This is a genomic window from Pseudomonas fluorescens Q2-87, assembly GCF_000281895.1.
Lineage (GTDB): Bacteria > Pseudomonadota > Gammaproteobacteria > Pseudomonadales > Pseudomonadaceae > Aquipseudomonas > Aquipseudomonas fluorescens_S.
Map to the genome: position 1 here is coordinate 1,517,228 of NZ_CM001558.1, position 26,052 is coordinate 1,543,279.

Annotated in this window: 29 protein-coding genes; 11 read left to right on the forward strand and 18 right to left on the reverse strand. The window is 59.1% G+C overall.

Annotation, left to right across the window (positions count from 1 at the left end; translation table 11 throughout):
* Positions 1-414: 414 nt before the first annotated feature.
* The 5 genes from PFLQ2_RS20785 to puuE all read right to left on the reverse strand — a co-directional run bounded on the left by PFLQ2_RS20785 (position 415) and on the right by puuE (position 4,926).
* Positions 415-1,716: a urate hydroxylase PuuD gene (locus PFLQ2_RS20785; protein WP_003179123.1), complete on the reverse strand. Its 1,302-nt coding sequence runs from the start codon at positions 1,714-1,716 to the stop codon at positions 415-417.
* A gap of 52 nt (positions 1,717-1,768) precedes the next feature.
* Positions 1,769-2,272, reverse strand: coding sequence for an ureidoglycolate lyase (locus PFLQ2_RS20780; protein ID WP_003179125.1), 504 nt, complete (start codon positions 2,270-2,272; stop codon positions 1,769-1,771).
* A 149-nt stretch (positions 2,273-2,421) separates the two neighbouring features.
* On the reverse strand, positions 2,422-3,417 hold the full coding sequence (gene alc / locus PFLQ2_RS20775; protein WP_003179126.1) for an allantoicase: 996 nt from the start codon (positions 3,415-3,417) through the stop codon (positions 2,422-2,424).
* 55 nt (positions 3,418-3,472) lie between these two features.
* A complete protein-coding gene (gene uraD / locus PFLQ2_RS20770) occupies positions 3,473-3,988 on the reverse strand; it encodes a 2-oxo-4-hydroxy-4-carboxy-5-ureidoimidazoline decarboxylase (RefSeq protein ID WP_003179127.1) in 516 nt (171 codons plus the stop codon).
* Entirely contained in the window at positions 3,985-4,926 is a 942-nt protein-coding gene (gene puuE, locus PFLQ2_RS20765) for an allantoinase PuuE (RefSeq protein ID WP_003179129.1), read from the reverse strand. The genes uraD and puuE overlap by 4 nt, the downstream gene beginning before the upstream one ends.
* 415 nt (positions 4,927-5,341) lie before the next feature.
* On the opposite strand from puuE, the gene uraH reads away from it, so the two are divergent.
* Positions 5,342-5,695 carry a hydroxyisourate hydrolase gene (uraH, locus tag PFLQ2_RS20760; protein ID WP_003179133.1) on the forward strand — a complete coding sequence of 118 codons (354 nt, stop codon included), beginning with the start codon at positions 5,342-5,344 and terminating at the stop codon, positions 5,693-5,695.
* 196 nt (positions 5,696-5,891) lie between these two features.
* Here the strand turns inward: uraH and PFLQ2_RS20755 are convergent, their stop codons facing one another.
* The 3 genes from PFLQ2_RS20755 to PFLQ2_RS20745 all read right to left on the reverse strand — a co-directional run bounded on the left by PFLQ2_RS20755 (position 5,892) and on the right by PFLQ2_RS20745 (position 8,695).
* Entirely contained in the window at positions 5,892-6,518 is a 627-nt protein-coding gene (locus PFLQ2_RS20755; RefSeq protein ID WP_003179136.1) for a LysE family translocator, read from the reverse strand.
* Between the two features lie 63 nt (positions 6,519-6,581).
* The gene (locus PFLQ2_RS20750) at positions 6,582-7,931 is read right to left on the reverse strand and encodes an NCS2 family permease (protein WP_003179139.1); all 1,350 of its coding nucleotides are present in this window, start codon (positions 7,929-7,931) and stop codon (positions 6,582-6,584) included.
* Between the two features lie 326 nt (positions 7,932-8,257).
* Positions 8,258-8,695, reverse strand: coding sequence for a MarR family winged helix-turn-helix transcriptional regulator (locus PFLQ2_RS20745; RefSeq protein ID WP_003179141.1), 438 nt, complete (start codon positions 8,693-8,695; stop codon positions 8,258-8,260).
* An 81-nt stretch (positions 8,696-8,776) separates the two neighbouring features.
* On the opposite strand from PFLQ2_RS20745, the gene PFLQ2_RS20740 reads away from it, so the two are divergent.
* Positions 8,777-9,943, forward strand: a complete 1,167-nt coding sequence (locus PFLQ2_RS20740; protein ID WP_003179143.1) for a PLP-dependent aminotransferase family protein — start codon at positions 8,777-8,779, stop codon at positions 9,941-9,943.
* A 148-nt stretch (positions 9,944-10,091) separates the two neighbouring features.
* Here the strand turns inward: PFLQ2_RS20740 and PFLQ2_RS20735 are convergent, their stop codons facing one another.
* Positions 10,092-10,463, reverse strand: a complete 372-nt coding sequence (locus PFLQ2_RS20735) for a glutathione S-transferase N-terminal domain-containing protein (protein ID WP_003179146.1) — start codon at positions 10,461-10,463, stop codon at positions 10,092-10,094.
* A gap of 102 nt (positions 10,464-10,565) precedes the next feature.
* Positions 10,566-11,111, reverse strand: a complete 546-nt coding sequence (gene folE, locus PFLQ2_RS20730; protein WP_003179148.1) for a GTP cyclohydrolase I FolE — start codon at positions 11,109-11,111, stop codon at positions 10,566-10,568.
* Positions 11,112-11,757: 646 nt separating this feature from the next.
* On the opposite strand from folE, the gene PFLQ2_RS28635 reads away from it, so the two are divergent.
* Complete coding sequence (locus PFLQ2_RS28635; protein WP_083455112.1) at positions 11,758-12,129, forward strand: glyoxalase superfamily protein; 372 nt, start codon at positions 11,758-11,760, stop codon at positions 12,127-12,129.
* 28 nt (positions 12,130-12,157) lie between these two features.
* On the opposite strand, the gene PFLQ2_RS27610 is transcribed toward PFLQ2_RS28635, so the two are convergent.
* The 5 genes from PFLQ2_RS27610 to PFLQ2_RS20715 form a co-directional block, all read right to left on the reverse strand.
* The gene (locus PFLQ2_RS27610; protein WP_033045942.1) at positions 12,158-12,775 is read right to left on the reverse strand and encodes a class I SAM-dependent methyltransferase; all 618 of its coding nucleotides are present in this window, start codon (positions 12,773-12,775) and stop codon (positions 12,158-12,160) included.
* 82 nt (positions 12,776-12,857) lie between these two features.
* Positions 12,858-13,757, reverse strand: coding sequence for a DMT family transporter (locus tag PFLQ2_RS27615; protein ID WP_033045943.1), 900 nt, complete (start codon positions 13,755-13,757; stop codon positions 12,858-12,860).
* Between the two features lie 291 nt (positions 13,758-14,048).
* On the reverse strand, positions 14,049-14,606 hold the full coding sequence (locus PFLQ2_RS20725) for a Smr/MutS family protein (protein ID WP_003179150.1): 558 nt from the start codon (positions 14,604-14,606) through the stop codon (positions 14,049-14,051).
* 74 nt (positions 14,607-14,680) lie between these two features.
* Complete coding sequence (locus tag PFLQ2_RS20720) at positions 14,681-15,001, reverse strand: hypothetical protein (RefSeq protein ID WP_003179152.1); 321 nt, start codon at positions 14,999-15,001, stop codon at positions 14,681-14,683.
* Between the two features lie 117 nt (positions 15,002-15,118).
* Positions 15,119-15,709: a cysteine hydrolase family protein gene (locus PFLQ2_RS20715; protein WP_003179154.1), complete on the reverse strand. Its 591-nt coding sequence runs from the start codon at positions 15,707-15,709 to the stop codon at positions 15,119-15,121.
* A gap of 254 nt (positions 15,710-15,963) precedes the next feature.
* Between PFLQ2_RS20715 and prmB the strand changes: the two genes are divergently transcribed.
* A complete protein-coding gene (gene prmB, locus PFLQ2_RS20710; protein WP_003179156.1) occupies positions 15,964-16,872 on the forward strand; it encodes a 50S ribosomal protein L3 N(5)-glutamine methyltransferase in 909 nt (302 codons plus the stop codon).
* A 194-nt stretch (positions 16,873-17,066) separates the two neighbouring features.
* Here prmB and PFLQ2_RS20705 read toward each other — a convergent pair whose 3' ends face one another.
* Both PFLQ2_RS20705 and PFLQ2_RS20700 read right to left on the reverse strand, forming a co-directional pair.
* Positions 17,067-17,855, reverse strand: coding sequence for a hypothetical protein (locus PFLQ2_RS20705; protein ID WP_003179158.1), 789 nt, complete (start codon positions 17,853-17,855; stop codon positions 17,067-17,069).
* 99 nt (positions 17,856-17,954) lie between these two features.
* Entirely contained in the window at positions 17,955-18,908 is a 954-nt protein-coding gene (locus tag PFLQ2_RS20700) for an alpha/beta hydrolase (protein ID WP_003179160.1), read from the reverse strand.
* 142 nt (positions 18,909-19,050) lie between these two features.
* Here PFLQ2_RS20700 and aroC point away from each other — a divergent pair, with 142 nt between their 5' ends.
* The 3 genes from aroC to PFLQ2_RS20685 are packed head-to-tail and all read left to right on the forward strand — an operon-like array spanning position 19,051 to position 21,902.
* Entirely contained in the window at positions 19,051-20,142 is a 1,092-nt protein-coding gene (aroC, locus tag PFLQ2_RS20695; RefSeq protein WP_003179162.1) for a chorismate synthase, read from the forward strand.
* Positions 20,143-20,176: 34 nt separating this feature from the next.
* Complete coding sequence (locus PFLQ2_RS20690) at positions 20,177-21,322, forward strand: MFS transporter (RefSeq protein WP_003179164.1); 1,146 nt, start codon at positions 20,177-20,179, stop codon at positions 21,320-21,322.
* A 34-nt stretch (positions 21,323-21,356) separates the two neighbouring features.
* Complete coding sequence (locus PFLQ2_RS20685; RefSeq protein WP_003179165.1) at positions 21,357-21,902, forward strand: 1,2-dihydroxy-3-keto-5-methylthiopentene dioxygenase; 546 nt, start codon at positions 21,357-21,359, stop codon at positions 21,900-21,902.
* 141 nt (positions 21,903-22,043) lie between these two features.
* Here the strand turns inward: PFLQ2_RS20685 and PFLQ2_RS20680 are convergent, their stop codons facing one another.
* Positions 22,044-22,322, reverse strand: coding sequence for a DUF3509 domain-containing protein (locus PFLQ2_RS20680; protein ID WP_003179167.1), 279 nt, complete (start codon positions 22,320-22,322; stop codon positions 22,044-22,046).
* A gap of 353 nt (positions 22,323-22,675) precedes the next feature.
* On the opposite strand from PFLQ2_RS20680, the gene PFLQ2_RS20675 reads away from it, so the two are divergent.
* From PFLQ2_RS20675 to PFLQ2_RS20660, 4 genes are all read left to right on the forward strand, one after another.
* Positions 22,676-24,502, forward strand: coding sequence for a long-chain-acyl-CoA synthetase (locus PFLQ2_RS20675; RefSeq protein WP_003179169.1), 1,827 nt, complete (start codon positions 22,676-22,678; stop codon positions 24,500-24,502).
* A gap of 94 nt (positions 24,503-24,596) precedes the next feature.
* Complete coding sequence (locus tag PFLQ2_RS20670; RefSeq protein WP_003179171.1) at positions 24,597-25,115, forward strand: ankyrin repeat domain-containing protein; 519 nt, start codon at positions 24,597-24,599, stop codon at positions 25,113-25,115.
* A 106-nt stretch (positions 25,116-25,221) separates the two neighbouring features.
* The gene (locus tag PFLQ2_RS20665) at positions 25,222-25,752 is read left to right on the forward strand and encodes a hypothetical protein (protein ID WP_003179172.1); all 531 of its coding nucleotides are present in this window, start codon (positions 25,222-25,224) and stop codon (positions 25,750-25,752) included.
* Positions 25,753-25,822: 70 nt separating this feature from the next.
* On the forward strand, positions 25,823-26,014 hold the full coding sequence (locus tag PFLQ2_RS20660) for a PLDc N-terminal domain-containing protein (RefSeq protein ID WP_003179174.1): 192 nt from the start codon (positions 25,823-25,825) through the stop codon (positions 26,012-26,014).
* Positions 26,015-26,052: the final 38 nt, after the last annotated feature.

The window sequence follows — 26,052 nt, forward strand, 5'->3', positions numbered from 1 at the left end:
GGACAATAAACATCCGTTTGGTCAGCTTTTGCTCGTGGCAAATGCTGTTAGCAAGAGCTGAGCCAAGGCCGAAGCAGGCTCGCCCGAGCGGTTTGAAGCGGTCGAAAAAGGTGTTTTCAAGGGGCCGCAGTCCTGCGTAACGCCGGTAAAGCTGGCGTGTTGGTCAGGATTCGAGGGGGCTTCCTGGAGGTGCGGATTCGAACGGCCGCGCAGGATACGGACTTGCCTTGGCGGGCTCAAGTGCCCTGCATCGGCGCATTCGCGACGAATGTGGGGCGTGGTGGTGGGGCTGTGTCATCTGATGCTTTCCTCTGGTTTTTATTGTTGAGGCGCAGGCAGTCGCTGACGGGCGACCGGTCGTATGCCGGTCTGCCTGTCAGCGGTATTACACGTAGCGATTTTGGACGGCGTGGATCAGTTGGTGCGCGCGCCCTGGTTGATCCACGCGCCGATCAGATCGCGCTCTTGCTGGGTCATTTGGGTAATGTTGCCCAGTGGCATGATCTGGTTGGTCACGGCCTGGGCCTGGATGCGCGCGGCCTGTTGCTGGATCTGCTGCGGCGTGTCGAACATCACGCCGGCTGGCGCTGCACTGAACAACGGGCTGGTGGGCTTGGCCGAATGACAGACCGAGCAGCGTTCCTGGATCACGCTGTGGACCTTCTCGAACGACGGCCCCTGGGCGTTGGCGGCTTGGGCGGGCGCTGGGGCCGGCGCCGCGGGTGCGGCTTGCGGCTTGGCACCACCGCCCACGGCGGTTTCCGGCAGCGGCTGGTATTCGATGGCCGCCGGTGCCTTGGCCACGTCCGGTGCGCTCGTCACAGGCTTGGGGCCAGTGACATAAGCCAGGCAAATCATTGCCAGGGCACCGACCGGCAGCGTCCAGGCGAACCGGTTGCTGTCATGGCGCGTGTTGAAGTAGTGGCGCACCAACACAGCGGCCACCGCGATCCCCGCCAGGATCAGCCAGTTGTACGGGCTGCCGTAGGTGCTCGGAAAGTGGTTGCTGATCATGATGAACAGCACCGGCAGGGTGAAGTAGTTGTTGTGCCGTGAACGCAGCAGCCCCTTGGCCGGCAGTGCCGGATCGGGCGTGCGGTTCTCGGCGATGGCCGCCACCAGCGCGCGTTGGGCCGGCATGATGATGCGAAACACGTTGCCGACCATGATCGTACCGATGACCGCCCCGACATGCAGGTAGGCACCGCGACCGCTGAAGACCTTGCTGAACCCGTAGGCGGCGGCGATCAGCAGCACGAACAGGATCAGGCCGAGCAGGGCGGGGCGCTTGCCCAGGGCCGAGTCGCAGAGAAACGAATAGACGAACCAGCCGACGAACAACGAGCCAATGCCCAAGGCAACACCTTCGGGGCCGCTCAAGCCGCTACCGGGCGCCAGCAAATAAACGGTTGGGTTCCAATAGAACACCACGCACAGCAGGGCGATGCCCGACATCCAGGTGAAGTACGCTTCCCACTTGAACCAGTGCAGATTGTCCGGCATGGAGGGTGGTGCGAGTTTGTATTTTTCCAGGTGGTAGATACCGCCGCCGTGGATGGCCCACAGGTCGCCGGCCAGGCCGCTGCGGGGGTTGACGCGGTTGAGGTTGTTTTCCAGCCAGACGAAGTAGAACGACGCGCCGATCCAGGCCACGCCAGTGATCATATGAACCCAGCGCACGCTCAGGTTCAGCCATTCCAGCATATGTGCTTCCACAGTCTTTACCTCTCGCCCGTCATGCTTGTTTTCGCATAATCGGACGCTTCTCTTATTGGTGGGGGGCGAGGATCAACAGCTCATCCTCTTTGAAAAAATGCTCATCGCAGTTATTGCCTGTGCCACTGCGATCAACCACCAGGAAGTCATCCCGCTTTTCGATCGTCAGCACCGGGTGGTGCCAGACGCCGCGATGGTAATTAATGCCCTGCCTGCCGTTGGTGACGAAGGCGCGGACCAAGCCTGATACAGGTGCATCGCCAAGTGGCGCGACCACGATCAGAAAGGGATTGCCGAGCAGCGGTATGAAGGCCTGGCTGCCCAGCGGATGGCGCTCCAGCATGCGCACGGTCAATGGCATGTCCAGCGCGTCGGCGCGGAAGATGCTGATGATCGCCTGGTCGTCCGGCGTGGCGGTTTCCACCGTCGCCAGGCGATGAAAGCGCAGGGTCGAACCGTTGTTGATCATGAAGTGATCGCTGCCATCGGTTTCGATCACGTCACCGAACGGGGCGAAGGCTTCTTTGGTCAACGGTTCGATCTTGAGTGTGCGCATGCTGGTCTTCTTATCCAAAAAAATCTGTGTCGTTTGTTCAGCTTTTGTGGCGAGGGAGCTTGCTCCCGCTGGGACGCGCAGCGGCCCTGTTTTTCTGGGTGGGCTTCGCCACCCAGCGGGAGCAAGCTCCCTAGCCACAGGTGCACCCTTTATTTCGATACCTTGCCCAAAACCCGCAGGCGACTCACGCCCCCATCCGGGAACACATTGAGGCGGATATGGGTGATTGGCCCCAACGCCTTGATCTGTTCGGCGAAGGTGTGTTCCGCGTGCATCTCCAGCTTCTGGCTCGGCAGCAGTTCACGCCAGAACAACGACTGGGTTTCGATCTGGCTGTCGGTGCCGCCCTTGACGAAGGCGCCCTGGATCGAGCAACTGTCGGGGTAGTTGCCCTTGAAGTGCAGGGTGTCGACGACGACTTTCTCGACGATGCCGGCGTGGCCCAGGGCGACGATCACCCAATCATTGCCGGGGGTGCGACGACGGGCGGTTTCCCAACCGTCGCCCATGTTCACGCCGCGGCCCGGGTTGAGGATGTTGCTCATGCGGCCGAAGTGCTCGTCGGAGCAGGCCAAGGCGCGGCCACCATTGAGGGCGGCGGCGAGGTCGATCTGTTCGTTGTCGCCTACGGCCGACCAGTCGCGGAACGGAATGCCATAGACCCGCAGGCGAGCCACGCCGCCATCGGGATAGATATTGAAGCGCAGGTGGCTGAAAGCTTGGTCATTGTTGATTTCGTGGTAGTGGTGGCTGTTGCCTTGCAGCTCGACGGCCGACAGTACTTCAGTCCATTGGGTGTTTTCGTCCGGCTCGCCTTCGACCAGGAAGCAGGCTTCCAGGGAGGCCGACGGCGGGTAGTTACCGGTGAAGAATGAAGTGTCGATGTCCACGCCCTTGATCGAGCCGGCGACGCCCAGGCGGATCACCGCGCTGTCGTAGCCTTCGAAGCGCTTGCGGCGCGACTCCCAGCCGTCCATCCACTTGCCGTTGTCATCGAATACACCCTCCTTCCACACCGCTGGGGTCGGTTGGAACAGACGGTTGGCGTCGGCGAACCAGTCATCGGTGACGGAGATGATCTTGGTGCCCAGGCGGGCGTCGGCCAGGTTGACGAACTTCTCGAAAGGTACGGCGTAAGCTTTCATTCTTCTTGTCTGCCTTTAAATAAGTTGGCTGGAGATGCTTGCAGCAGGCTGCTCGCTAAAGGGTCAGTAGTCGGAACAACGCGATTTTGTTGATCTCTGCCAGCGCGCATTTGAATTCGGTGTCGATCGAATGGTGGATGCGCGTTTCGAACGCCGCGAGGATCTGGTGCCGGTTGCTGCCTTTTACCGCCATGATGAAGGGAAACTTGAACTTGGCTTTGTAGGCCTCGTTCAGCTCGGTGAAGCGTTGAAACTCTTCGGCCGTGCATTGGTGAATACCGGCGCCTGCCTGTTCGTTCGTGCTGGCTTCGGTCAGTTGGCCCTGGACGGCCGCTTTGCCGGCCAGGTCCGGGTGAGCGTTGATCAAGGCCAGTTGGCTGGCGTGATCGGCACTCAACAGGATATCGCTCATGCGCTGATGCAGGGTTTCGACCTGGTCGATCGACGAATCCTGGCCCAGCTCGAAAGCCTTTTCGGCCACCCATGACGAATGTTCGTAGATATCGGCGAAGGCCTTGACGAAGGCTTCGCGGCTCAGGGTGGAGGGCTTGAGGGTTTGGAACGCAGTCATTTCGACGCTCCCGCTTTCAGAGCCTGCGGGCAGGGATGGGTCTGCTGCCAATGGCGGGCGATGTCGACGCGCCGGGCGAACCAGACCTGCTCGTGGCCCTTGGCGTATTCGAGGAAGCGCTTGAGCGAGGCGAGGCGGGCAGGGCGGCCGATCAGACGGCAGTGCAAGCCGATGGAGAGCATTTTCGGTGCCTCGCTGCCTTCGGCATACAGCACGTCGAAAGCATCCTTGAGGTATTGGAAGAAATCGTCTCCGTTGTTGAAACCCTGCACCTGGGTGAAGCGCATGTCGTTGGTGTCCAGGGTGTACGGGATCACCAGATGCGGCTTGCCGTGGGGAGTGTTCGGTTCCCAGTAGGGCAGGTCGTCGTCATAGGTGTCGCTGTCATAGAGAAAGCCACCTTCTTCCATCACCAGCCGACGGGTGTTGGGGCCGGTGCGGCCGGTGTACCAGCCCAGCGGCCGCTCGCCGGTGATTTCGGTCAGGATGCGGATTGCTTCGAGCATGTGCTCGCGTTCCTGGGCTTCATCCATGTATTGGTAGTCGATCCAGCGATAACCGTGGCTGCAGATTTCATGTCCAGCGGCGACCATCGCACGAATCGCGTCCGGATGGCGCTGGGCGGCCATGGCCACGGCGAAGATGGTCAGCGGGATGTCGAATTCCTTGAACAGCTTGAGGACACGCCAGACACCGGCACGGCTGCCATACTCGTACAACGATTCCATGCTCATGTTGCGCTCGCCTTGCAGCGGTTGCGCCGCGACCATCTCCGAGAGGAACGCTTCGGATTCCTTGTCGCCGTGCAGAATGTTGCGTTCGCCGCCTTCTTCGTAATTGAGTACGAAGGACAGGGCGATGCGGGCGTTGCCCGGCCACTGGGCGTGGGGAGCGTTATTGCCGTAACCGATCAGGTCGCGTGGGTAGTCAGCGCTCACTGCAGTCTTCCTTCTTGTTCGAACCATGTGGGTGGCGCCCTGATGATGAATCACAGGCTGGCGTCACGACGATGGAGTGATTGTATACAACTTTATGCGCGATTTGTAAGCCCGTTTTTTTGCATTTTTCATCGAGTCCCCTGGTTTGTCTACACTGCAAGAAACCTGCCTACTTGGTCAATTAATCGCTACTGGAGCAGCGTATCCTTTGGTTTGGCTTGAAGTTGGGGCAGGGGCGCAATTGAACATGATGCGAGCAAAATATCTTCTTTTTATTGTGTACAATTTTTATGTAAAGTGTCTTAATTCATCCATCGCCGCAGCGTTTGATGCTCCGAAACGGTGCGGCTTGTCTTTCAACTGATTCTAAGGAGGCGCCGTGCCGGGCTGCACCGCAGCGAGGCGCGCACAATCGATGGGACGTTTGACTACTCACGTTTTGGACGCAGCCCACGGCTGCCCGGGCAGTGCGATCAAGATCGAGCTGTACCGCGTTGAAGGATCACACCTGCACTTGGTCGCCAGCGCGCAGACCAACAGCGACGGCCGCTGCGATGCGCCATTGCTGCAAGGGGATGACTATCGATCGGGGGTCTATCAGTTGCAATTCCATGCGGGCGATTACTACCGTGCCCGAGGTGTGCAACTGCCCGAGCCGGCATTCCTGGATGTGGTGGTGCTGCGCTTCGGCATTTCGGCCGAGCAGGAGCATTACCACGTGCCCCTGTTGATTTCGCCTTACGCCTATTCAACCTATCGAGGCAGTTGATCCCCCAAGCTGCTGCCTTGTCCTGGAAGCGACTGCGCATAGAGCTTCCCTGGTTTTCGCCCGCTCACACTGCGGGCTTTTTTTTGCTTGTCGATATGTGTTGTCTGGAAGGGCGCCTTCGCGAGCAAGCCCGCTCCCACATTTGAAATGCATTCCAATTGTGGGAGCGGGCTTGCTCGCGAAGCTTTTGTTTTTCTTAGCGACTCAGCAACGAAGCCGCCCCCGCGCTACCGAACAACCCGGCACTGACCCGGTTGAACCAGCTCTGCCCCTTGCCCGTGCGCAGATATCGAGCCGCGCCGTGGGCGCCGAGCCCGTAGGCCAGCTTGCACAGTAGGTCGAGCACGGTCCAAGTGGCGATCATGATCAGCAACTGCGGCAGGAACGGTTGCTCGGCACTCAGGAATTGCGGCAGGAAAGCGGCAAAAAAAAGAATGTCCTTCGGGTTGCTGGCGCCCAGCACGAAGGCCCGGCCAAACAGTGCGCGAAAGCGCGGCACGGCGGCGGCCTGGGGCACTTCGGCGCCTTGGGCCGGCTGGCGCGATTGCTGCCAGCTCTGCCAGGCCAGGTAGAACAGGTACAGCGCACCGACGATTTTCAGGGCGCTGAACAACTGTTCCGAGGCCATCAACAACGCACCAAGCCCCAGCGCCGAAGCGCTCAACAGGCAAATGGAGGCAATCACTCCGCCCAGGAATGCCGGGTATGAGCGGCGCAGGCCGTAGTTCAGGCTGTTGCCGATCATCAACAGCGACAGCGGGCCGGGAATGAGGATCACCACCAGCGCGGCGCCGCTGAACAACAGCCAGGTTTCCAGGTTCATTGCTTTTGCTCCTGATGTACAAAAGCCTCACCCAAGGGGTGAGGCGGGTGGATACGGTATCGCTTACAAAAAGATGAACTTGGCGATGAAGATCGCACAGAGCACCCACAAGCTGACGGAAATTTCCTTGTGTTTACCGGTGCCTGCCTTGAGTACCACGTAGGTGATGAAACCCAGGGCGATACCATCGGCGACCGAAAAGGTCAGGGGCATCATGATGGCCGTGACGATGGCCGGGATGCTGTCGGTCGCTTCGTCCCAGTCGATATGGGCCATACCGCCCATCATCAGCATGGCAACGTAGATCAAGGCGCCGGCCGTGGCATAGGCCGGAATCATCCCGGCCAGCGGTGCGAAGAACATGGCGGCAATAAATAACACACCGACGGTCACGGCGGTAAGCCCTGTCCGGCCACCCGCTGCCACACCGGCGGCGCTTTCCACGTAGCTGGTCACGGGAGGCACACCGACCATTGCGCCGAAGACGCTGGAGGCGCTGTCGGCTTTCAATGCGCGGGAGAGGTTTTCGATCTTGCCGTCGGCTTTCACCAGCCCGGCGCGCTGGGCAACGCCCATCAGGGTGCCGGCGGTGTCGAACATGTGCACGAACAGGAAGGCCAGCACCACGCTGATCATGCTGACATTGAACACGCCGGCCACGTCCATGGCCATCCAGGTGGGTGCCAGGCTCGGCGGCGTGGACATGACGCCGTTGTACTGCACCAGTCCCAGGCCCCAGCCGGCCAGCGTCACGGCGATGATGCTGATCAGGATCGCACCGAACACCCGGTGGTAACTGAGCACCGCGATCATCAGGAAACACACGGCGGCCAGCAACGGCCCAGGTTCACGCAGCGAACCGAGCTTGATCAACGTGGCAGGGCTGTCGACGATGATCCCGGCTGTCTTCAAACCGATCAACCCGAGGAACAAACCGACCCCCGCACCCATGGCGAAGCGCAGGCTCACCGGAATGCTATTGAGCAGCCATTCGCGGATTCGCGACAAGGTCAGGACCATGAACAGCACGCCGGAAACGAACACCGCGCCCAACGCGGTTTCCCAGTTGTAGCCCATGGTGCCGACCACGGTGTAGGTAAAGAAGGCGTTCAGGCCCATGCCCGGCGCCAGACCCACCGGCCAGTTGGCGTACAGGCCCATCAACAGACAACCCAAGGCAGCGGCGATGCAGGTGGCGACAAAGGCAGCGCCATGGTCGATGCCGGCGTCGGCCATGATGTTGGGATTGACGAAAATGATGTAGGCCATGGTGATGAAGGTCGTCAGACCGGCAATCAGCTCGGTCTTCACCGTGGTGCCATGCAAGCTGAGTTTGAAGATGCGCTCCAGCCAACCACTGCGTAATGGCGGCGAGAGATCCAGCGTCTGGGCGTCGGGTTTGCGGCTTTCCACAGCGAGTACTCCTCAAGAGTTTTATTGTTATTTCCAGCTACGCAGGCCCTGAGGGTGGTTGCGCAGCGTTGAGGCAGGTAAGGCTGGCGACGTTTGTTGACCTATTGGTCAGGAACTCGCACGAAGCGAATTATGCTTTTGTATACAAATAAAGCAAATAATGTTTTCTGTTTTGTCGACGAAATGTTTGGCGATCGGGGTATATCGCCCTTGCGGGCGCTATCGCGAGCAGGCTCGCTCCCACAGTGGAATGCGTTGAATATAAATTTTGTAGGCGGCCAGGCCCCTGTGGGATCGTGCTCGCGATAGCATCGGATCAGACACCTTCAGTCGCTAGATTTCCCCAGTGCCAGATTCACCGCCAACCACCCACTCACCGCTTCCTCCCCAGCCTCGGCAAACACCCGCTCCAGCAACTTCACTTGCTCACGGCGCAACGCCTGCTCGAACCGCTCCCCCTCAGCCGTCAACGCCAGCAGCCGCTTGCGCTTGTCCGTCTCGGACGCAACGCTGTCCACCAAGTGCATTTCCATCAACTGGCGCAACGGCATGTTCAGCGCTTGCTTGCTCACCCCGAGGACCGCCAGCAGCTCTTTCACACTCAGGGATGGGTAACGGGCGATGAAAAAAGCAATGCGCTGATGGACCCGGCTCAAACCCCGGCGCTCGAGCATCTCATCGGCCTTGGCGGTGAACGCCTGATAGCCGAAAAAAAAAGCTTCCATGGCCATTTGCTGAGAGGTCGGGTTTTTAAGGTCAAGCATATTGACGTATCCAGAGAGGTCGGAGTAATTTCGGTCAACTAGTTTGACTCATTTTTCCAGCGACCCGCTACAGGTGACCCTATGGCTTTTTCCGAACGTGTCTCGCGCCTCAAAAGTTCGTTGATTCGAGAAATTCTCGCTGCTGCGCAACGTCCTGAGGTGATGTCGTTCGCCGGCGGCCTGCCGGCAGAAGCCATGCTGCCGAAAGTCGAGTGGGCGGATATGCCGGTGTCCATGGGCCAATACGGCATGAGCGAAGGCGAGCCGGCCTTGCGTGAAGCCTTGGCCGCGCAGGCGCGCTCGCTGGGCCTGGCCTGTGAAGCGAATCAGGTGCTAGTGGTCAGCGGCTCCCAGCAGACCCTCGACTTGGCGGCCAAGCTGCACATCGATGTCGGCACTGAAGTGATGCTGGAAGCGCCGACTTACCTGGCAGCGTTGCAGATTTTCCAGCTGTTCGGCGCCGACTGTATCACCGTGGCCCTGGAGGCCGACGGTCCGGACCTTCACCAGTTGCGGGCGCGGCTGGAGCGGCATCGCCCAGCGTTCATCTACCTGATTCCGACGTTCCAGAACCCGTCGGCGGTGCGCTACAGCGAGGCCAAGCGCGATGCGGTGGCGGCGCTGCTGGACGAGTTTGGCGTCACCCTGGTTGAAGACGAACCCTACCGTGAGCTGACATTCGACGGCGGCAGTGCCACCCCGATTACCAGCCGCTTGAAAAAGGCCAGTTGGATCTACACCGGCACCGTGTCGAAAACTCTGTTGCCGGGGCTACGGGTGGGTTACCTGATCGCCAGCCCGGATCTGTTCCCGCACCTGCTGCGGCTCAAGCAATCGGCGGACCTGCACACCAATCGCATCGGCCAATGGCAGGCGTTGCAATGGATCGGCACCGAGCGGTACCGCGATCATTTGAGTGAGTTGAGGGATTTCTACCGGGACCGTCGCGACCGTTTCCAGGCTGCGCTGCACAAGCATTTTGCCGACATCGCGGATTGGAATGTGCCTCAAGGCGGACTGTTTTTCTGGCTGACTCTCAAGCAACCTTTGGACACCCGAACTTTGCTTGCCGCCGCGCTGGCGGTGGACGTTGCGTTCATGCCGGGCGAGCCGTTCTTCCCGGAACCGGACAAGCACCCGGGGCACCTGCGCTTGAACTTCAGCCACATCGATCCAGCGCGGCTGGATGAAGGGCTCGAGCGGTTGGCGGGGGTGGTGCGGGAGGCTTTGGCTGCGAAAGCGGCTTGATCCTAGGATTTGAAATGATTGTGCTGGCCCCTTCGCGAGCAAGCTCGCTCCCACAGGGTTCGGTGTTGAATACAGATTTTGTGTTCAGCAATGCCCACTGTGGGAGTGGGCTTGCTCGCGAAGAGGCCTTAAAGCACAACAGAAACCATCAAACCGCCGAAAAACGCTTATCCAGATAATCAATGATCACCTTGGACTCATACATCCAAGTGGTCTGGCCATTCTCTTCGATGCGCAGGCACGGCACTTTGATCCTGCCACCTTGCTCCAGCAGCGTCTGGCGATCCTGCTCGTTGTTTTTCGCATCGCGCAGGGCCAGGGGGACATTGAGACGACGCAGGGTGCGGCGGGTCTTCACGCAGAACGGGCAGGCGTGAAATTGGTACAGCGTCAGGCTGCGGGCCGCTTGGTCAACGTGCGCCTGAGCCTCGGCCGGGCGCTGTTTCTTGCCAGGACGGGTGATGAAGTCGATGAAGATGATGAGCTGGCCCAGGCCAACTCGAAGCGCTTTGACGATCACGGTGTAAGCCTCGCGGCAAGGAGGAAGAGGGCGCGCAGCTTACCCGATTTTTCACAGGCGAAAAAAAACCGGCGATCGACGCCGGTTTTTTTATGCTGCCGATTACTTGATGAGGCTGAGGAATTCCATGCGTGTCGCCGCATTTGCGCGAAATTCACCGAGCATCACCGACGTGATCATCGAAGAGTTCTGCTTTTCCACACCGCGCATCATCATGCACATGTGCTTGGCCTCGATCACCACCGCCACGCCCAGGGCACCAGTCACCTGTTGGACCGCGTCGGCGATCTGGCGGCTGAGGTTCTCCTGGATCTGCAGGCGACGTGCGTACATGTCGACGATACGCGCGACTTTCGACAGCCCCAGCACCTTGCCACTCGGGATGTAGGCCACATGGGCCTTGCCGATGAAAGGCAGCAGGTGATGTTCGCACAACGAGTACAACTCGATGTCCTTGACCAGCACCATCTCGCTGTTGTCGGAGCTGAACAAGGCACCATTGGTGACTTCTTCAAGCGTCTGTTCATAACCGCGGCAGAGGTACTGCATGGCCTTGGCAGCACGCTTGGGCGTGTCGAGCAGGCCTTCGCGGGAAACGTCCTCGCCCAGTTGGCCGAGAATCGCGGTGTAATTCTGTTCCAGTGTCACGGAGGCTGATTCCATAAGGGTTTCAGGAGGGTACTGATTCTGCTTGTACCTATTTTGTACCAAATCGGGCTTTTCGAGTCTCCGTGTTCGTTCTATCAACGCGAGCGGTTCATCGAGTTTTAGGGTCGGTAGCGATATGGGGTGCCGTGACCAAGCCGAAAGGCAATAAATGCAGGGTTTGTTCCCGCCATGGAAGCGCATGGTAGCGTATGTGTGTCGGCAGTTGTATGGCCGAGCGGCGCGAATCCGCAAATTCGTGACCATGGGTCGTCGGGTTCAGGAGGTCAACCCTGGGCGGCGCCCTCTGCCTCGTAGAGTGTGGCTGCGGTCATCCATAACACCAAGCCTTAACTGCACGGGCAGATGGACGAGACAGGGTTTTTCTTTTGCGTAAGCGTAGGCATGCGTCTATGTAATGGGCAAGACGTATTTAATGTGTCTCGAATATGTCGGCAGGCTAGACTCGTGTCAGAAATTTTGCAGCGTTATAGGGTGCTTATCGTCAAGCCGTGCGTTGGCAGGCATTAGATGACTCGCTCTTGTCGGGCGACGACTCTGTGTGGATACACTGCTTTTTATAAGGGCTTGACCGATAAAATCGACGGCTGTATTTTTACAGGGATTCAACTAATCGGGTAATGCAAGCATGGAGCTATCAAACGCAATTCCGGTATTTAGGATATCCTCTGAAAAGTTAGCCCGCGAATATTATGTGGGTGGCTTGGGTTTTTCGATAGATTGGCAGCATCGGCAGAATAATTATCCAGCCTATCTCCAGGTCAGTCGGGGCGCAGTTGTGCTTCACTTGACGGAGCATGAGGGTGATGCGGAGCCAGGGGCAACGGTATTGATCCCGATCAACTTCAGCGAAATAGATAACTTGCATGCTGAATTGAAGGGGCGGCTACCCGCTAATAAAATATCGCTTTTGGCTTCAAGCCAGAGTCATGTGCTGCAGATAGATGATCCCTTTGGCAACCATATAAGATTTGTCAGTCGCGCCTCCAGTGATGACTGAAATGCTGCAGCGAAAGCTGCAGCTTTTCTTATTTCAGTACCTTCCGCGCTACAAAAACGGCCCTGCGATTATGAAGCGAGGCTAACGAATAGGTCACATGGAACGCGGTTAAGAGTCTGCTGGTCGCCTCAATATGGGTTTGAACCCATGCATAATCTTCAATGCATTCAAAAATCAACAGGCCGTTGTCGCTGCATAAAGACCAGGCTTTTTGAAATAGATCGGCAAACGATCGGCTGTCTTTGTTCGAATAGCCAAATCCGATACCAGCCCATACGACGCAGGGATATTGGGGTAACTGCAGGGTTTCACTTCGAATATCGCCAACGCTAAACTCGGTGCGTTCGTAGTGGCCGTATGTCGCTCGTGCATCCAGGATGGCATGGGGGGAAATATCTATACCGTGGTAAGCCCTGTTGCGGTTAATAGCGCCTCTGAGGCCGCCGACATAGCAACCAATATCGAGGATCTGTTCGCAATCATATTGTTCTATCAGGCCTGATATAACCGAGTAGCGAGCCGCCAGGGTGCTGTCGGACAGGTATCCGTAGGCACCTTTGGTGTGCGCCTCATCTTGGCGCTCCGGATCAGCGGTAAGAGCTTCCCGCTCATCATCTGAAAGGTTTTCTTTCTCTGTGATGCTCATTACCTTCTCCATGGTTTGACAGTTGATACGCGAAATCATGACGTGTACAGAAAGGTTAACCCGTCCCTTTATTTGCCCGAAGTCATGTGGCTTCTTGAGGAAGACTATTTACTTTTTTACGATCCTTTTCAGGTGATAATTGAGCGAGAAGGGTGCCTGTTAATATCAATGCACAACCTATGCTCGCCTTGAGGGTTAGCGTTTCATTGAGAATCAGCCATCCTGCAAAGGCGGCAAACACTGCTTCAATACTTAGGATAATTGCACTGTGGGTCGCTTTGATGTGCCGTTGCGCAAGTATCTGTAGCGTAAAACCAATGGCAACGGACAGTACGCTGCCATAGAAAAGAGGGATGCCGGCATTAGACACGCTGTCGAGTGAAATCGGTTCGCTCACAATGGCGATGGCCAGTGAAAGCACAGCGCATGTTCCAGACTGGACGAGGGCCAGTCTAATGGATGGCAGCCGATGGCCAAATGTCGACAAAGCGATCAGTTGAAATGCCCAAAAGAATGCACTAGCCAATGTCAATAGGTCGCCGGGGTTAATATCGAAGCTTCCATGGATGCTAAGTAAATACAGGCCCGCTGTGGCCATTACTATGCCCGTCCAAACCCCGCTAGAATATCTATGGCCAAAAAAACTGCATAGAATGGGTACTAACGCAACGTACAGCCCAGTGATAAATCCCGTATTCGCTACTGTGGCATATTTAAGCGCTATTTGTTGCAGATTTATACCGCCAAAGAGTATGAGTCCGATGACGATTCCGGCTGACCAATCCTTCCATGACAGCGTGCGTGTATTATTCTCAAAAAAAACAAGCGGGAGTATAAGTAAGGTGCCTAAAGCGAAGCGTATTCCCGTGAACCAGAATGGCCCGATTGAACTCATTCCTATTTTTTGTGGAACAAACGCACAACCCCAAATAATGGCTGCAATCAGCAGCAATAAATTTGACATCATAACTTTTCTGTCCATAGAACCATGCTGTCATCTAGCGAGAGGAAGCCGATTATAAGTAGAAGCTTCTTATCGTCAAATGAATGGTTTCAGCAAATTTTATGACTTTTAAAGCAAGCGTGAAAAAATTACTGAAAAAACAACAGATTGGATCCAATTTTTGGATTTATATTTTTTTAGCATAAGATTATGGAAAACATCGACTTTCGATGCCCGAAACCGAGCTCAGACGGCCAGGAACCAACCTCTTGTTTCCCCTGAAGCCCGGCAAGGGCAGGGTTGCCTAATGCTAAACCGGTCAGTTGACGTTTACTCGTCGCGGCCTTCCATCATGGTGCGCTTGAGCATCACATAGACCGCTCCGGCTCCGCCGTGTTTCGCCTGGCAGGAGGTGAAGCCCAACACTTGCGGGTGCTGGCGCAGCCAGGTGTTGACGTGGCTCTTGATCATTGGACGCTTGCCGTCCAGTCGCACGGCTTTGCCGTGGGTGACGCGCACGCAGCGAATTTCGAACTTGGTGGCTTCGGCCAGGAACGCCCAAAGGGTTTCCCGGGCTTTTTCGACGGTCATGCCATGCAGGTCGAGGCTGCCTTCGAAAGGGATCTGGCCGACCTTCAGCTTGCGCATCTGGCTTTCCTGCACGCCATCGTGCGCCCACATCAGCTCGTCTTCAGGACCTACGTCAATCACGAATTGATCGGACAAGCCGTCCACGGTCGTGGCGTCGGTGCGCACGGTGGCGGCCTGGCGCAGCTTGGCGATCTGTGCGCGATCGGCTTTGGGTTTGCCGGTCTCGGCACGATCGTGCTTGATCGGTTTTACGCCCTGGATCGCACTCTTGAACAGGGAAAAGTCGTCGTCTTGCATGTCAGCCTCCGCGAAGGCCGGCCAGTTTACCCAAGTCCGACGGGATCAGGCGCGACAAAACGTCGGAAGGCGGGTCAGTCGTGCTTTTTCATCAGGTGCGGAGCCATGGCCAGCTCCAGGGATTGGCGGGCGCGACGGCGGCAGCGACGCCAGAGCCAGACGCCCAGCAACAGGACCAGAAGCCCGACGGCCAGGATGATCGCCGACCCCAGCGGGGTGGCATTCAGATCGCCCAGGGCAGGCGGGCGTCCCAGCAGGCTGGCCGCACCGGCCATCGCCAGCAGCACGCCGAGCGTCGCCAGGAGCGCAGCGATCGCCGCGCCAAAACGAAACCGCCAGTTGCTCTGGCCCTTGGGCCGCAAGCGACGTGCGTCAAAACCATCGGATAACTTCATTCCGACCTTCCTCAATGGGTATCGGCCCTTCGACCGGAAGATGCTTGGGTTGTTCCTGAGGCCAGGGCAAATGAGAGGCTTTACGGATGAGCGGAGCAACAGCCGCTCACCAGGGCATCAAGTGAAGTCGCGAGTCAGGGCCAGGGTGGCGAAGTTGTCCGCCATGATTGCCATTTCGGTCTGGTGCACATGTTCGGCGCTGAGCACGCCGCCCTTGTGCGGCAGGTCGCGGGTGGCGCAGGCATCCTCTACCAGGGTGCAGCGAAAGCCCAGGTTCTTGGCCGCTCGCACGGTGGTGCTGACGCTGGAATGGCTCATGAACCCGCAAACGATCAGGTCCAGCGGCCCGAGGTCTTCCAGGCGTTTCTTCAACTCGGTGCCATGAAAGGCACTGGGCAACAGTTTTTCGATAACCGTTTCGTCGCCCTGGGGTTCGAGCCCTGGAATGAATTCCCCGCGCTCGCCCTGTGGATCGAACAGCCCGCCATGGGTGCCCAAGTGGCGCACATGCACGATCGGCCGTCCGGCTGCACGGGCCGCGCCGAGCAATTGCTTGATGTTCGCGACGGCTGCATCCATGCCACTCAGGGCCAGGGGGCCGGCGAGGTATTCTTTCTGGGCATCGATGATGATCAGGGTCGCTTGACTCAGATTGGCCGCCGCGTAACCACGGCCGCTGAGTTGAAACATCGTTTTTGGAACGGACATTCTGGGGCTCCTTCGAGTGGGGCTTTTGCGACATTCTCCTCTGGCTGAGCGGTTCTGTGAATCGCTTCCATCGCAAGGGCCGCCGTTGCTGGCCTACAGCCTTGTCAATATGTTCGTCTTGTTCAATAGGCGACGCAAAAAACGGATGAATCCTACGTTTGGCCAGGCGCTTTTCTTTCGTCCTTGCGCCGCGTTTTGGTGGGATCGCGATTGGCTGGTAGACTCGCCCGTCGATTTTTCTGGAGTTTGCCGCCGTGATCACTTCCCGCCTTCGTACCCTGCGCGACCATATTCGTTGGGCCGTCAGTCGTTTCCATGGGGAGGATCTGTTTTTCGGCCATGGCACCGACAATGCGTGGGATGAAGCCCGTCAACTGGTGTTGGGCGCACTGCACCTGCCATGGGAAATTGCCGACAGCTACCTGGACTGCCGTCTCGAAGACGAGGAACTGGTCCATGTGCAGCGGCTGCTGCGCCGGCGCATTGCAGAGCGTATCCCGACTGCTTACTTGCTGGGCGAAGCCTGGTTCTGTGGGATGTCGTTCATCGTCGACGAACGTGTGCTGATTCCGCGTTCGCCCATTGGTGAGCTGATCGAAAAACGCTTTGAGCCGTGGTTGGGCCAGGCGCCTGCGCGGATTCTCGACCTGTGCACCGGTTCCGGTTGCATCGGCATCGCTTGTGCCTACGAATTCCCCGAAGCTGAAGTGGTGCTGGCCGATCTGTCGTTCGAGGCGCTGGAGGTGGCCAACCAAAACATCGAGCGCCACGGCGTCGATGAGCGCGTGTTCACTGTCCAGGGCGATGGTTTCGAGGGGCTGCCAGGGCAACGTTTCGACCTCATCGTGTCGAACCCGCCCTACGTCGATGCGGAAGATTTCGCCGACATGCCGGCGGAATACCAGCACGAGCCGGAGCTGGGCCTGGCCTGTGGCGACGATGGCTTGAACCTGGTGCGCCGGATGCTCGCCGAGGCGGCCGATCATCTGACCGAGAAAGGGTTGTTGATTGTCGAGGTGGGTAACAGTCAGGTACACGTCGAGGCACTGTACCCGGAAGTCGATTTTGCCTGGCTGGACTTCGAACGCGGCGGTCATGGTGTGTTCATGCTCAGCGCCGAGCAGTGCCGCCAGCACCAGGCGTTGTTTGTTTCGCGGGTTTGAGCTGATTGATCTGGCGGAACTGTCCTGTTTAGACCGGGAACAGGGTCTTTGTGGCGAGGGGATTTATCCCCGCTGGGGTGCGAAGCGCCCCCGAGAAGGGCTGCGCAATTATTCCGGAAAATCGCATCCGCCGGATTTACGACTGCTGCGCAGCCGAGCGGGAGCAAGCTCCCTCGCCACAGGGCCGTCGGTAATCAGTGACGCGTCGCAATCCAGATCAGCAACCCCGCCTGGAACATGGCGAAAGCCACCAGGCAGGTGATGGTGAAGCGAAGGCCGGTGTCTTCGCGCTTGAACTTGCTGACTTTTTCTTCCTGCTGCTTGAGCTTCACTTCCTGTTCCGCCAGGTTCTGCTCGGCTTGTTGCAGCATTTGTGCGGCTTCAAGGATTGTCACGAACTGCAGCTTCTCGGCGTTCCAGTCTCCCTGTAAATCACCCACCTGTGCTTGCTTGACGCTGCCCTTGAGGTGCTGGGCGTCGGCGTAGACCACTTCGAAACCCTGGGCCTTGAGAAAGCGATCACGGCGCAGGCGGGTGTCTTCGTTGAGCGCGTCCTTGTTGTTCAGATCGGTACCGTCTACCTGGTAGCTCGACCAGCGTTTTTTTGCCCAAGTGATGCCCTGGGCGGCGAGGAAGCGGCCAATACCACGGTTCATCGGCTCCACTTGCAGATTGTCCGGCGAAAAGAACAGGCGTTTTTCGACGTGATCGGCCCAGACGTCCAAGTGATTCTGTTCCTTGCGCACCCGCTGGCCTGGCAGCTGGATGCTCATGCGCAGCAGGCTGCGTTCCTTGCTGTGGCGTTCGGCGTAGCTGAACTCGACAAACCGCAGCGGCCGCGTGCCCGTGGCGCGGTCGGTCTTGAGCGGGGCCAGCCGGAGCATCTTGTGGTGCTCAGCCTGCACGTCTGCCCAATGTAGTTCCGCCATCGGCGGGGCGGAAGCTTCGGCAGTGGTCTCGGGTGAAGTTTCAGTGTCAGTCATAACGGCAAAATCCTGTCCAGGCCGGCGGGTCGGCAGCCAATGCGCTGTCCGACACCGGTTTATCGGCCGTTTTTGCCAACACTGGAGGGCTAAAATCGGTTATCGAGCAGCAATTGAGTCAATAAAATGCAAGATGCGAGTGCTCAGTTCGGCCGCCAGGGGCAGGTTGGGATCCTTGTACGAGGCCAATTGCCGCTTCACGTCGCCGGGCACGATGCGCAGCACATGGTTCATGCCCTCGATCAACACCAATTCGGCATCAGGCTTGGCGGCCTTCAACTGCCGGGCGTCGTCGACGCTGACCTGGATGTCATGGCTGCCCTGGATGATCAGAGCGGGCATCTTCAGCGCAGCAAAGGCCTGGGCTGGGTCCTGGCGGAACAGTGAGATCAGGTACGGCTGTACGCTGGGGCGGAAGATGACTTGCAACGGTGGCGGCACGTTGTCGTCAAGCCGACCGGCCTTGAGGCTGTCGAGCAGTTCGTTGCTGCGCAGCATCAAGGGTGGCGGCAAGCGGCTGCCCAGTTGTTGGCGTAGCACCTGGTCGATGGGGCGGGCGCTGCCGGACAGCGAAATAACTGCGGCTGCATTGGCCTGGGGTGCGGCAAGGCTGGCGATCAATGCCCCTTCGCTGTGGCCCAGCAAGACCAACGGGCCCAGCCGCGGGTCGGCGCCAAGCTTGCGGCTCCAGGCCACCGCGTCGGCCACGTAGGCTTCCACGCTCAGGTTGCGTTCGTCCGGCGTGGCCGCGAGGCTGGCGGCCACGCCGCGTTTGTCATAGCGCACGCTGGCAATGTTGTGTTTGGCCAGTACCCAGGCCAGGCGCTTGAGACTGTCGTTACGCCCGCCATCGGGGTTGTTTCCGTCGCGATCCGTAGGACCTGAGCCGGAAATGATCAGGACAACCGGCACCGGGTTGTCGGACTTGGGCAGCAGCAGGGTGCCGAAAAGCTCACCGTTGCCCGTGTCAAGGCTGATGGGGCGTTGCAACACTGTGGCCTGGGCCAGGCCAGTGAACAGGGTCAGACTCAAGACAAGCAGCTTTAACATCATCACGCCATTAGTTGCGAAGGTGCCGGTTGGACTGGCGGGCACCGATAAGGTTCGAGGATGAACTACGCAGGGAGCCTGCGTATACTGGCGTCCATTACGAATCCAAGGTTGAGTCTCTCAGCGATTTCACGGAGCACCCTGCATGTCCGGCAATACCTACGGCAAGCTGTTCACCGTCACCACCGCGGGCGAAAGCCATGGCCCGGCGTTGGTCGCCATTGTCGACGGCTGCCCGCCCGGCGTGGAGATTTCCCTGGACGATCTGCAACGTGACCTGGACCGCCGCAAGCCCGGCACCAGCCGCCACACGACCCAGCGCCAGGAAGCCGATGAAGTCGAAATCCTCTCCGGCGTGTTCGAAGGGCGCACCACCGGCTGCGCGATTGGCCTGCTGATCCGCAACACCGACCAGAAGTCCAAGGACTACTCGGCAATCAAGGATCTGTTCCGTCCGGCTCACGCCGACTACACCTACCACCACAAATACGGTGAGCGCGACTACCGTGGCGGCGGGCGCAGTTCGGCCCGGGAAACGGCCATGCGCGTGGCAGCGGGGGCAATTGCCAAGAAATACCTGGCCAGCCAGGGCATTGTGATTCGTGGTTACATGAGCCAGTTGGGGCCTATCGAAATCCCGTTCAAGACCTGGGATTCGGTGGAGCAGAACGCGTTTTTCTGCCCCGACCCGGACAAAGTGCCGGAGCTTGAAGCCTACATGGACCAACTGCGCCGGGACCAGGATTCGGTCGGCGCGAAGATTACCGTGGTGGCCGAAGGGGTGATGCCTGGCCTGGGCGAGCCCATCTTCGACCGCCTCGACGCCGAGCTGGCCCACGCCCTGATGAGCATCAACGCCGTGAAAGGCGTCGAGATCGGCGCCGGTTTCGCCTGCGTCGCCCAACGTGGCACCGAACACCGTGACGAACTGACCCCGCAAGGTTTCCTCAGCAACAACGCTGGCGGCATCCTCGGTGGCATTTCCTCGGGCCAGCCGATTATCGCCCACCTGGCCTTGAAGCCCACGTCCAGCATCACCACGCCGGGTCGCTCCATCGATATCCATGGCAACGCCGTGGACGTGATTACCAAGGGGCGCCATGACCCGTGCGTCGGCATCCGTGCCACGCCTATCGCCGAAGCGATGATGGCCATTGTGCTGATGGACCACTTGCTGCGCCATCGTGGCCAGAACGCCGACGTGCGGGTCGGCACCCCGGTGTTGGGCCAGCTCTGATGGCTGGCCTGCCGACTGCCGTGGCCTGACGACCATGGCGGCACTGCCGTACTGGCGGCTCTCCAGTTTCTACCTGTTCTATTTCGCGCTGCTCGGTTCGACGGCGCCATTCCTGGCGCTGTATTTCGATCACCTGGGGTTCAACGCGGCGCGCATCGGCGAGCTGGTGGCGATCCCCATGCTGATGCGGTGCGTGGCACCGAACATCTGGGGCTGGTTGGGGGATTACACCGGGCGGCGCCTGGCAATCGTGCGATTCGGTGCGGTCTGCACGCTGCTGGCTTTCTCGCTGATCTTTTTCGATAAAAGCTACGCCTGGCTGGCGATGGTCATGGCGCTGCATGCGTTTTTCTGGCACGCGGTACTGCCTCAGTTCGAGGTCATTACCCTGGCCCATTTAAGCGGGCAGGCCTCGCGCTACAGCCAGATTCGCCTGTGGGGCTCGATTGGCTTCATCATCACGGTGGTCGTGTTGGGGCGGTTGTTCGAATGGCTGAGCCTGGACATCTACCCGGTGGCGCTGGTGCTGATTATGGCCGGCATCGTGCTCGCCAGTTTCTGGGTGCCCAACGCCCAGCCGGTGCAGGGGCCGCGTATCGCGGGGGAAGGTTTCCTGCGGCAACTGCGCAACCCTGGCGTGCTGGCGTTCTACACGTGCGTGGGACTGATGCAGGTCAGTCACGGGCCGTATTACACCTTCCTGACGTTGCACCTCGAGCGACTGGGCTACAGTCGCGGATTAATCGGCCTGCTGTGGGCCGTCGGCGTGGTGGCGGAGGTCCTGGTCTTCCTGCTGATGAGCCGGATTCTCGCGCGGTTCTCCGTGCGTCGGGTACTGATGGTGAGTTTCCTGCTGGCGGCGTTGCGCTGGCTGTTGTTGGGATCGCTGGCCGAATTCCTCTGGGTGCTGTTGTTTGCCCAGGTGTTGCACGCGGCGACGTTCGGTAGCTTTCACGCTGCCGCCATCCATTTCGTGCAACGCAGCTTCGGTCCGCGCCAACAAGGCCAGGGGCAAGCCCTGTACGCAGCGCTGGCCGGCACCGGCGGAGCCCTGGGCGCGTTGTATTCGGGCTACAGCTGGAATGCCCTGGGCGCCGGCTGGACGTTCAGCCTCGCCAGCCTCGCTGCCTTCGCCGCAGCCGTAATCATTGCGACACGCATGCAAGAGGATCGGCCATGAGCCTTCGAACCGTTAATTTGCTGGAGCCATCGTCATGAGCAGCCTGTCCGTCTACCACGTCTCGAACCCCGAGATCCCGAACAAGGTGTTGACCCACCTCGAAGACATCGCCGCGACACTGGCCGAACAAGGTATTCACTTCGACCGTTGGGACGCGACGACGAAAATCCAGCCTGGTGCCAGCCAGGAGGACATCATCGCGGCCTATCAGGTTCGGATCGATGCGTTGATGACGGAAAGGGGCTACGCCACGGTCGAGGTCATCAGTGTTGATCGTAACCACTCTCAAGCAGCCGAACAGGGAGCAAGCTTTCTTGAGGAATACAGCCATAGCCAGGACGAAGTAAGATTTTTCGTCGCTGGCCGTGGTCTGTTTACCCTGCACCTCGACGACTATGTCTATGCCGTGCTGTGCGAAAAGCACGACCTGATCACGGTACCTGCCGGTACGCGCCACTGGTTCGACATGGGAGAGCACCCGCACTTCATTGCGATCCGTCTGTGCAACGACCCGCAAGGTTGGGGTACAAAAGTCACGGGCGATGACATCGCCAGCCGTTTCCCGCGCCTGGAAGACTGACCCCGTTCCGCGGGGATTTGTGCGATCAGGCTTGATTGCGAAATCACCCGGACGCTTGTGGGAGCGAGCAAGCTCGCACACAAGCGATCAGCGGCTATGCAAATGCAATAGCCGCTGATCATCCGATTGGGAGCGAGGGGTTCAGACGCTGTGGTAGGTCGGCAGGGCAAAGCGATGCTGGCTCTGCAGCAGCGTAATTTGCGGCAACTCGCTGGCTTGTTCGGCCAAGTCGCGACGGATCGCGCTGATCGCCCACGACAACTGATCCCCAGCATGCAATTGAGCGTAGGAAATCGTGCGCTTGAACAGCTTGCCGTCGCTATTGCGCAAAGTCAGCAAAATGCCGCCATCCGGGCGGGGCTGGGTGGTCACTTCGTAGTTGGAAAACAGCGACGCAAATTTCTCTTGAATCATATTCATAGTTGACTGCTCCATGGTGTGGCAAACCGTGGAGGGGTAGTTGCAGTGTCTGTGCCATCGTCGAGCTATGAATAAATTCTTTTAAAATCAGTAGCTTATAATTTGGCGTGATTTTCGCTTTCGTGCATCTTGCATGAACGGCCATCGTGCATCCTGCATTTTGCGTGGTTCTGCGGATTTATTTGGAACCAATCCACCTTCCGGTGCTCACGCTTCGCCTGCCCTGGGCTGTGGATACAAAACATTGCAAAAACCGCATGTACAGCGCCAGAACCGCTGGCGTACTTTCGAGCGAAATCCAGCTGCAGCCCGACAACAAAAACCGAGGCCCACGAGGTCGAACGGGGAGTCACATGAGTCGTACACCCAGCGACGCGATCACCTGGGGCATGATGCTGCGCAAGCTACCCGCCATTGCCAGGACCATTCCCCGGATTGTCCGAGGCATGAAGCTCGCCAACGTCCAGGACCCGACCCAGCCTTGCGGCCTGGGCTGGTGTTTCGAACAGGCCACGCAACGTAATCCCCATGGCCCGGCGCTGTTGTGCGGCGACACGGTGTGGAGTTATGCACAGGTCAACGAGCGGGCCAACCGTATGGCCCATTATTGGGTGGCAGAGGGTATCGGCAAGGGCGACTGCGTGGCGATTTTCATCGAGAATCGGCCACAGCTGTTGATCACCGTGCTGGCAGTGGCGAAAGTCGGCGCGGTCAGCGCGATGCTCAATACGTCGCAAACGGGCGACGCGCTGGTGCATAGCCTGGCCTTGGTCGCGCCTGTCGCGGTGGTGGTTGGGGATGAACGGGTCGCCGCGTTCAACGACGTGCGCGGCCGTACTGCATTACCGGACAACAGGGCCTGGTGGGTGGCGGATCAGGACAGCACCGGTGCTCCGCCAGGCTTCATCGACCTGATGACCAGCAGCAACGATTACCCCCTCGATAACCCGACGTGCAGCCGCCAGGTTTTTTTCAACGACCCATGCTTTTATCTCTATACCTCGGGCACCACCGGGCTGCCCAAGGCCGGGGTGTTTCGGCATGGTCGCTGGATGCGCACCTCCACCAGCTTCGGCCTGATCGCCCTGGACATGCAGCCCGACGACGTCTTGTATTGCACCTTGCCGCTGTATCACGCCACGGGCCTGTGCGTCTGTTGGGGCGCGGCGATCTGTGGCGCATCGGGGTTTGCCATCCGGCGCAAGTTCAGTGCCAGCCAGTTCTGGAGCGATGTGCGCCGTTACCGGGCCAGCACCCTGGGTTATGTCGGCGAGTTGTGCCGCTACCTGGTCGACCAGCCCGCCACTGCCGAAGACCGCCAGCATGGCGTGAAGAAAATGATCGGCAATGGTTTGCGGCCGGGGGCTTGGTCTGCCTTCAAGTCGCGTTTTGGCGTCGACCATGTCTGCGAGCTGTACGCGGCCAGCGACGGCAATATCGGCTTCACCAATATCCTCAACTTTGATAACACCGTCGGCTTTTCCCTGATGGGCTGGGAACTGGTGGATTACGACCATGACAGCGGCATGCCGTTGCGCAACCTGCAAGGGCGCATGCAGAAGGTGCCGAAGGGCCAACCGGGGCTGCTGATGGCGCGAATCGACGACAAGGCGCCGCTGGACGGTTACACCGAGCAGGCCTTGACTGAAAAAACCATTCACCGGGACGTCTTTGCTCCGGGAGATCGTTACTTCAATACCGGGGACCTGCTGCGCAATATTGGCTTCGGTCATGGGCAGTTCGTTGATCGCCTGGGCGACACCTATCGCTGGAAGGGCGAAAACGTTTCCACCACCGAAGTGGAGAACGTACTGCTGCAACATTCGCAGGTGGCCGAGGCGGTGGCCTACGGCGTAGAAATCGCGGGCACCAACGGTCGTGCCGGCATGGCGGCGATCACCCCGGCCGAATCCCTGGCGACCCTGGATTTCAGCGAGCTGTTGCAGTTCCTGCAATGCAAACTGCCCGGTTATGCGGTGCCGCTGTTCCTGCGCATCAAGGTGAAGATGGACACCACCGGCACCTTCAAATACCAGAAGACCCGGCTCAAGGCCGAAGCCTTCGACCCTTGCGTGGCAGGGGACGAACCGATCTACGCCTGGCTACCCGGTAGCCTGACCTACGTGCGGGTAGACCGGCAACTGGCGACCCGGATCCAGGGCGGGCAGTTGCGCTATTGATTGTGGCTATGGCGCGTGCAGAGAAAAAAGGGATGACAGGTCCCTGATCCCTCGGGAAACTAGCCGCTTTGCGAAGACCCAAGTGGAGTTTCCCATGTCCGATACAAGCCGCCAGATGACCCCGGATGAGGCTGCCGAGTTTGCCGAACAGGTGTTCAACGTTGCACGCCAGGGCGACGCTGCCATGATGGCTGCCTTGCTCAGCAAAGGCCTGCCGCCCAACCTGCGCAATCACAAGGGCGACACCTTGCTGATGCTGGCGGCTTATCACGGGCACGTGGAAACAGTGAAAGTACTGCTCGAACACAAGGCCGATCCGGAAATCCGCAACGACAACGGCCAGAGCCCGATTGCCGGTGCGGCGTTCAAGGGTGACCTGGCCGTGGTCACGGCGCTGGTGGACGGCGGCGCGCAAGTGGAAGGCTCGTCCTTCGATGGCCGCACCGCGCTGATGATGGCGGCGATGTTCAACCGGGTGGAAATCGTTGACTACCTGATCAGCAAGGGCGCCGACCCCAAAGCCAAGGACGCCAACGGCGTCTCGGCCCTGGATGCCGCCAAGACCATGGGCGCGGTGGATACCACGGCGCAGTTGGAGAAGTTGCTGGGCTGAAAGGCCAAGCGCTGGTCCCGACAGTTGATGTGGGGATCCTGACTCGACCGATGTGAATGCGCTATCCTGCCCGCCCTCAAAAAACCATTCGCCACAGGATCCACCCATGAAAGCCGCACTCGTCGAACTCATCAGCAAAATCAGCTCCGGCTGCCTGGGCGATGAGGAGATTGCGAAAATCGCTGACGAAGCGGCCCAGGCCTACGCCGCCCCGGCGGCTTTCCTGGCGGCCAACCCGGATATCAACTACGACGACACCTTCCCGATCCCGTTGGGAGAATGGGTGGTGGTGGGCAGCCTGCCGGACACCGTGCTGTTCCAGGCCGACACCTACGTGCAGTTGTTCGAACAGATCGTTGCCTCGTTCGGCCCCGGCGTCGAGTTCAATCTCAAGCCCAAGCAACTGGCGAAAACCGAGGCACTGACTGCGCTCAACCGCATCCAGATCCAGATGAGCAGCCTGAACAAGGAAAGCGGCGGCTACGTGCTGATGAACTTCAGCCAGTTGCTGGACGATGAGCTGCAAATGGTGCTGGTATATGGCGACGACCTGCCGCGGGTGCTCGAACTTTGCACCCAGGTCGGCATTGCCGCCGCGCCGTCGCTGGAAGCCCTCAAGGTCGCGGTCCACGTCTGACACAATAAAACGGAACCCTCGCTGGGGCCCGCTATCCTAAGTGTGCACATCACCACTTGGGAGCGACACCATGGGTTCCACTTTTAATGGCCTGATTGGCCTGATTATCCTGGCGCTCGATATCTGGGCGATCATCAATGTCCTCAAGAGTGGCGCCGAGACCGGGGCGAAAGTCCTGTGGGTGCTGCTGATCCTGCTGTTGCCGGTGCTGGGCCTGATCATCTGGGCGATTGCCGGGCCGCGTGGCAACGTGCGGATTTGACCGCTCCATTAAAAATGCCCGGCCGCCTTGAGCGACCG

Coding starts and splice junctions, on each gene's coding strand:
- PFLQ2_RS20660 (WP_003179174.1), top strand. CDS start 25,823: ATGGGTTCCACTTTTAATGGCCTGATTGGCCTGATTATCCTGGCGCTC.
- PFLQ2_RS27610 (WP_033045942.1), bottom strand. CDS start 12,775: ATGAGCATCACAGAGAAAGAAAACCTTTCAGATGATGAGCGGGAAGCT.
- PFLQ2_RS20685 (WP_003179165.1), top strand. CDS start 21,357: ATGAGCAGCCTGTCCGTCTACCACGTCTCGAACCCCGAGATCCCGAAC.
- PFLQ2_RS20690 (WP_003179164.1), top strand. CDS start 20,177: ATGGCGGCACTGCCGTACTGGCGGCTCTCCAGTTTCTACCTGTTCTAT.
- PFLQ2_RS28635 (WP_083455112.1), top strand. CDS start 11,758: ATGGAGCTATCAAACGCAATTCCGGTATTTAGGATATCCTCTGAAAAG.
- PFLQ2_RS20740 (WP_003179143.1), top strand. CDS start 8,777: ATGGCTTTTTCCGAACGTGTCTCGCGCCTCAAAAGTTCGTTGATTCGA.
- uraD (WP_003179127.1), bottom strand. CDS start 3,988: ATGACTGCGTTCCAAACCCTCAAGCCCTCCACCCTGAGCCGCGAAGCC.
- PFLQ2_RS20680 (WP_003179167.1), bottom strand. CDS start 22,322: ATGAATATGATTCAAGAGAAATTTGCGTCGCTGTTTTCCAACTACGAA.
- uraH (WP_003179133.1), top strand. CDS start 5,342: ATGGGACGTTTGACTACTCACGTTTTGGACGCAGCCCACGGCTGCCCG.
- PFLQ2_RS20720 (WP_003179152.1), bottom strand. CDS start 15,001: ATGAAGTTATCCGATGGTTTTGACGCACGTCGCTTGCGGCCCAAGGGC.
- PFLQ2_RS20745 (WP_003179141.1), bottom strand. CDS start 8,695: ATGCTTGACCTTAAAAACCCGACCTCTCAGCAAATGGCCATGGAAGCT.
- PFLQ2_RS20665 (WP_003179172.1), top strand. CDS start 25,222: ATGAAAGCCGCACTCGTCGAACTCATCAGCAAAATCAGCTCCGGCTGC.
- PFLQ2_RS20705 (WP_003179158.1), bottom strand. CDS start 17,855: ATGACTGACACTGAAACTTCACCCGAGACCACTGCCGAAGCTTCCGCC.
- PFLQ2_RS20755 (WP_003179136.1), bottom strand. CDS start 6,518: ATGAACCTGGAAACCTGGCTGTTGTTCAGCGGCGCCGCGCTGGTGGTG.
- PFLQ2_RS20700 (WP_003179160.1), bottom strand. CDS start 18,908: ATGATGTTAAAGCTGCTTGTCTTGAGTCTGACCCTGTTCACTGGCCTG.
- PFLQ2_RS27615 (WP_033045943.1), bottom strand. CDS start 13,757: ATGGACAGAAAAGTTATGATGTCAAATTTATTGCTGCTGATTGCAGCC.
- PFLQ2_RS20780 (WP_003179125.1), bottom strand. CDS start 2,272: ATGCGCACACTCAAGATCGAACCGTTGACCAAAGAAGCCTTCGCCCCG.
- alc (WP_003179126.1), bottom strand. CDS start 3,417: ATGAAAGCTTACGCCGTACCTTTCGAGAAGTTCGTCAACCTGGCCGAC.
- PFLQ2_RS20715 (WP_003179154.1), bottom strand. CDS start 15,709: ATGTCCGTTCCAAAAACGATGTTTCAACTCAGCGGCCGTGGTTACGCG.
- PFLQ2_RS20670 (WP_003179171.1), top strand. CDS start 24,597: ATGTCCGATACAAGCCGCCAGATGACCCCGGATGAGGCTGCCGAGTTT.
- PFLQ2_RS20675 (WP_003179169.1), top strand. CDS start 22,676: ATGAGTCGTACACCCAGCGACGCGATCACCTGGGGCATGATGCTGCGC.
- aroC (WP_003179162.1), top strand. CDS start 19,051: ATGTCCGGCAATACCTACGGCAAGCTGTTCACCGTCACCACCGCGGGC.
- PFLQ2_RS20725 (WP_003179150.1), bottom strand. CDS start 14,606: ATGCAAGACGACGACTTTTCCCTGTTCAAGAGTGCGATCCAGGGCGTA.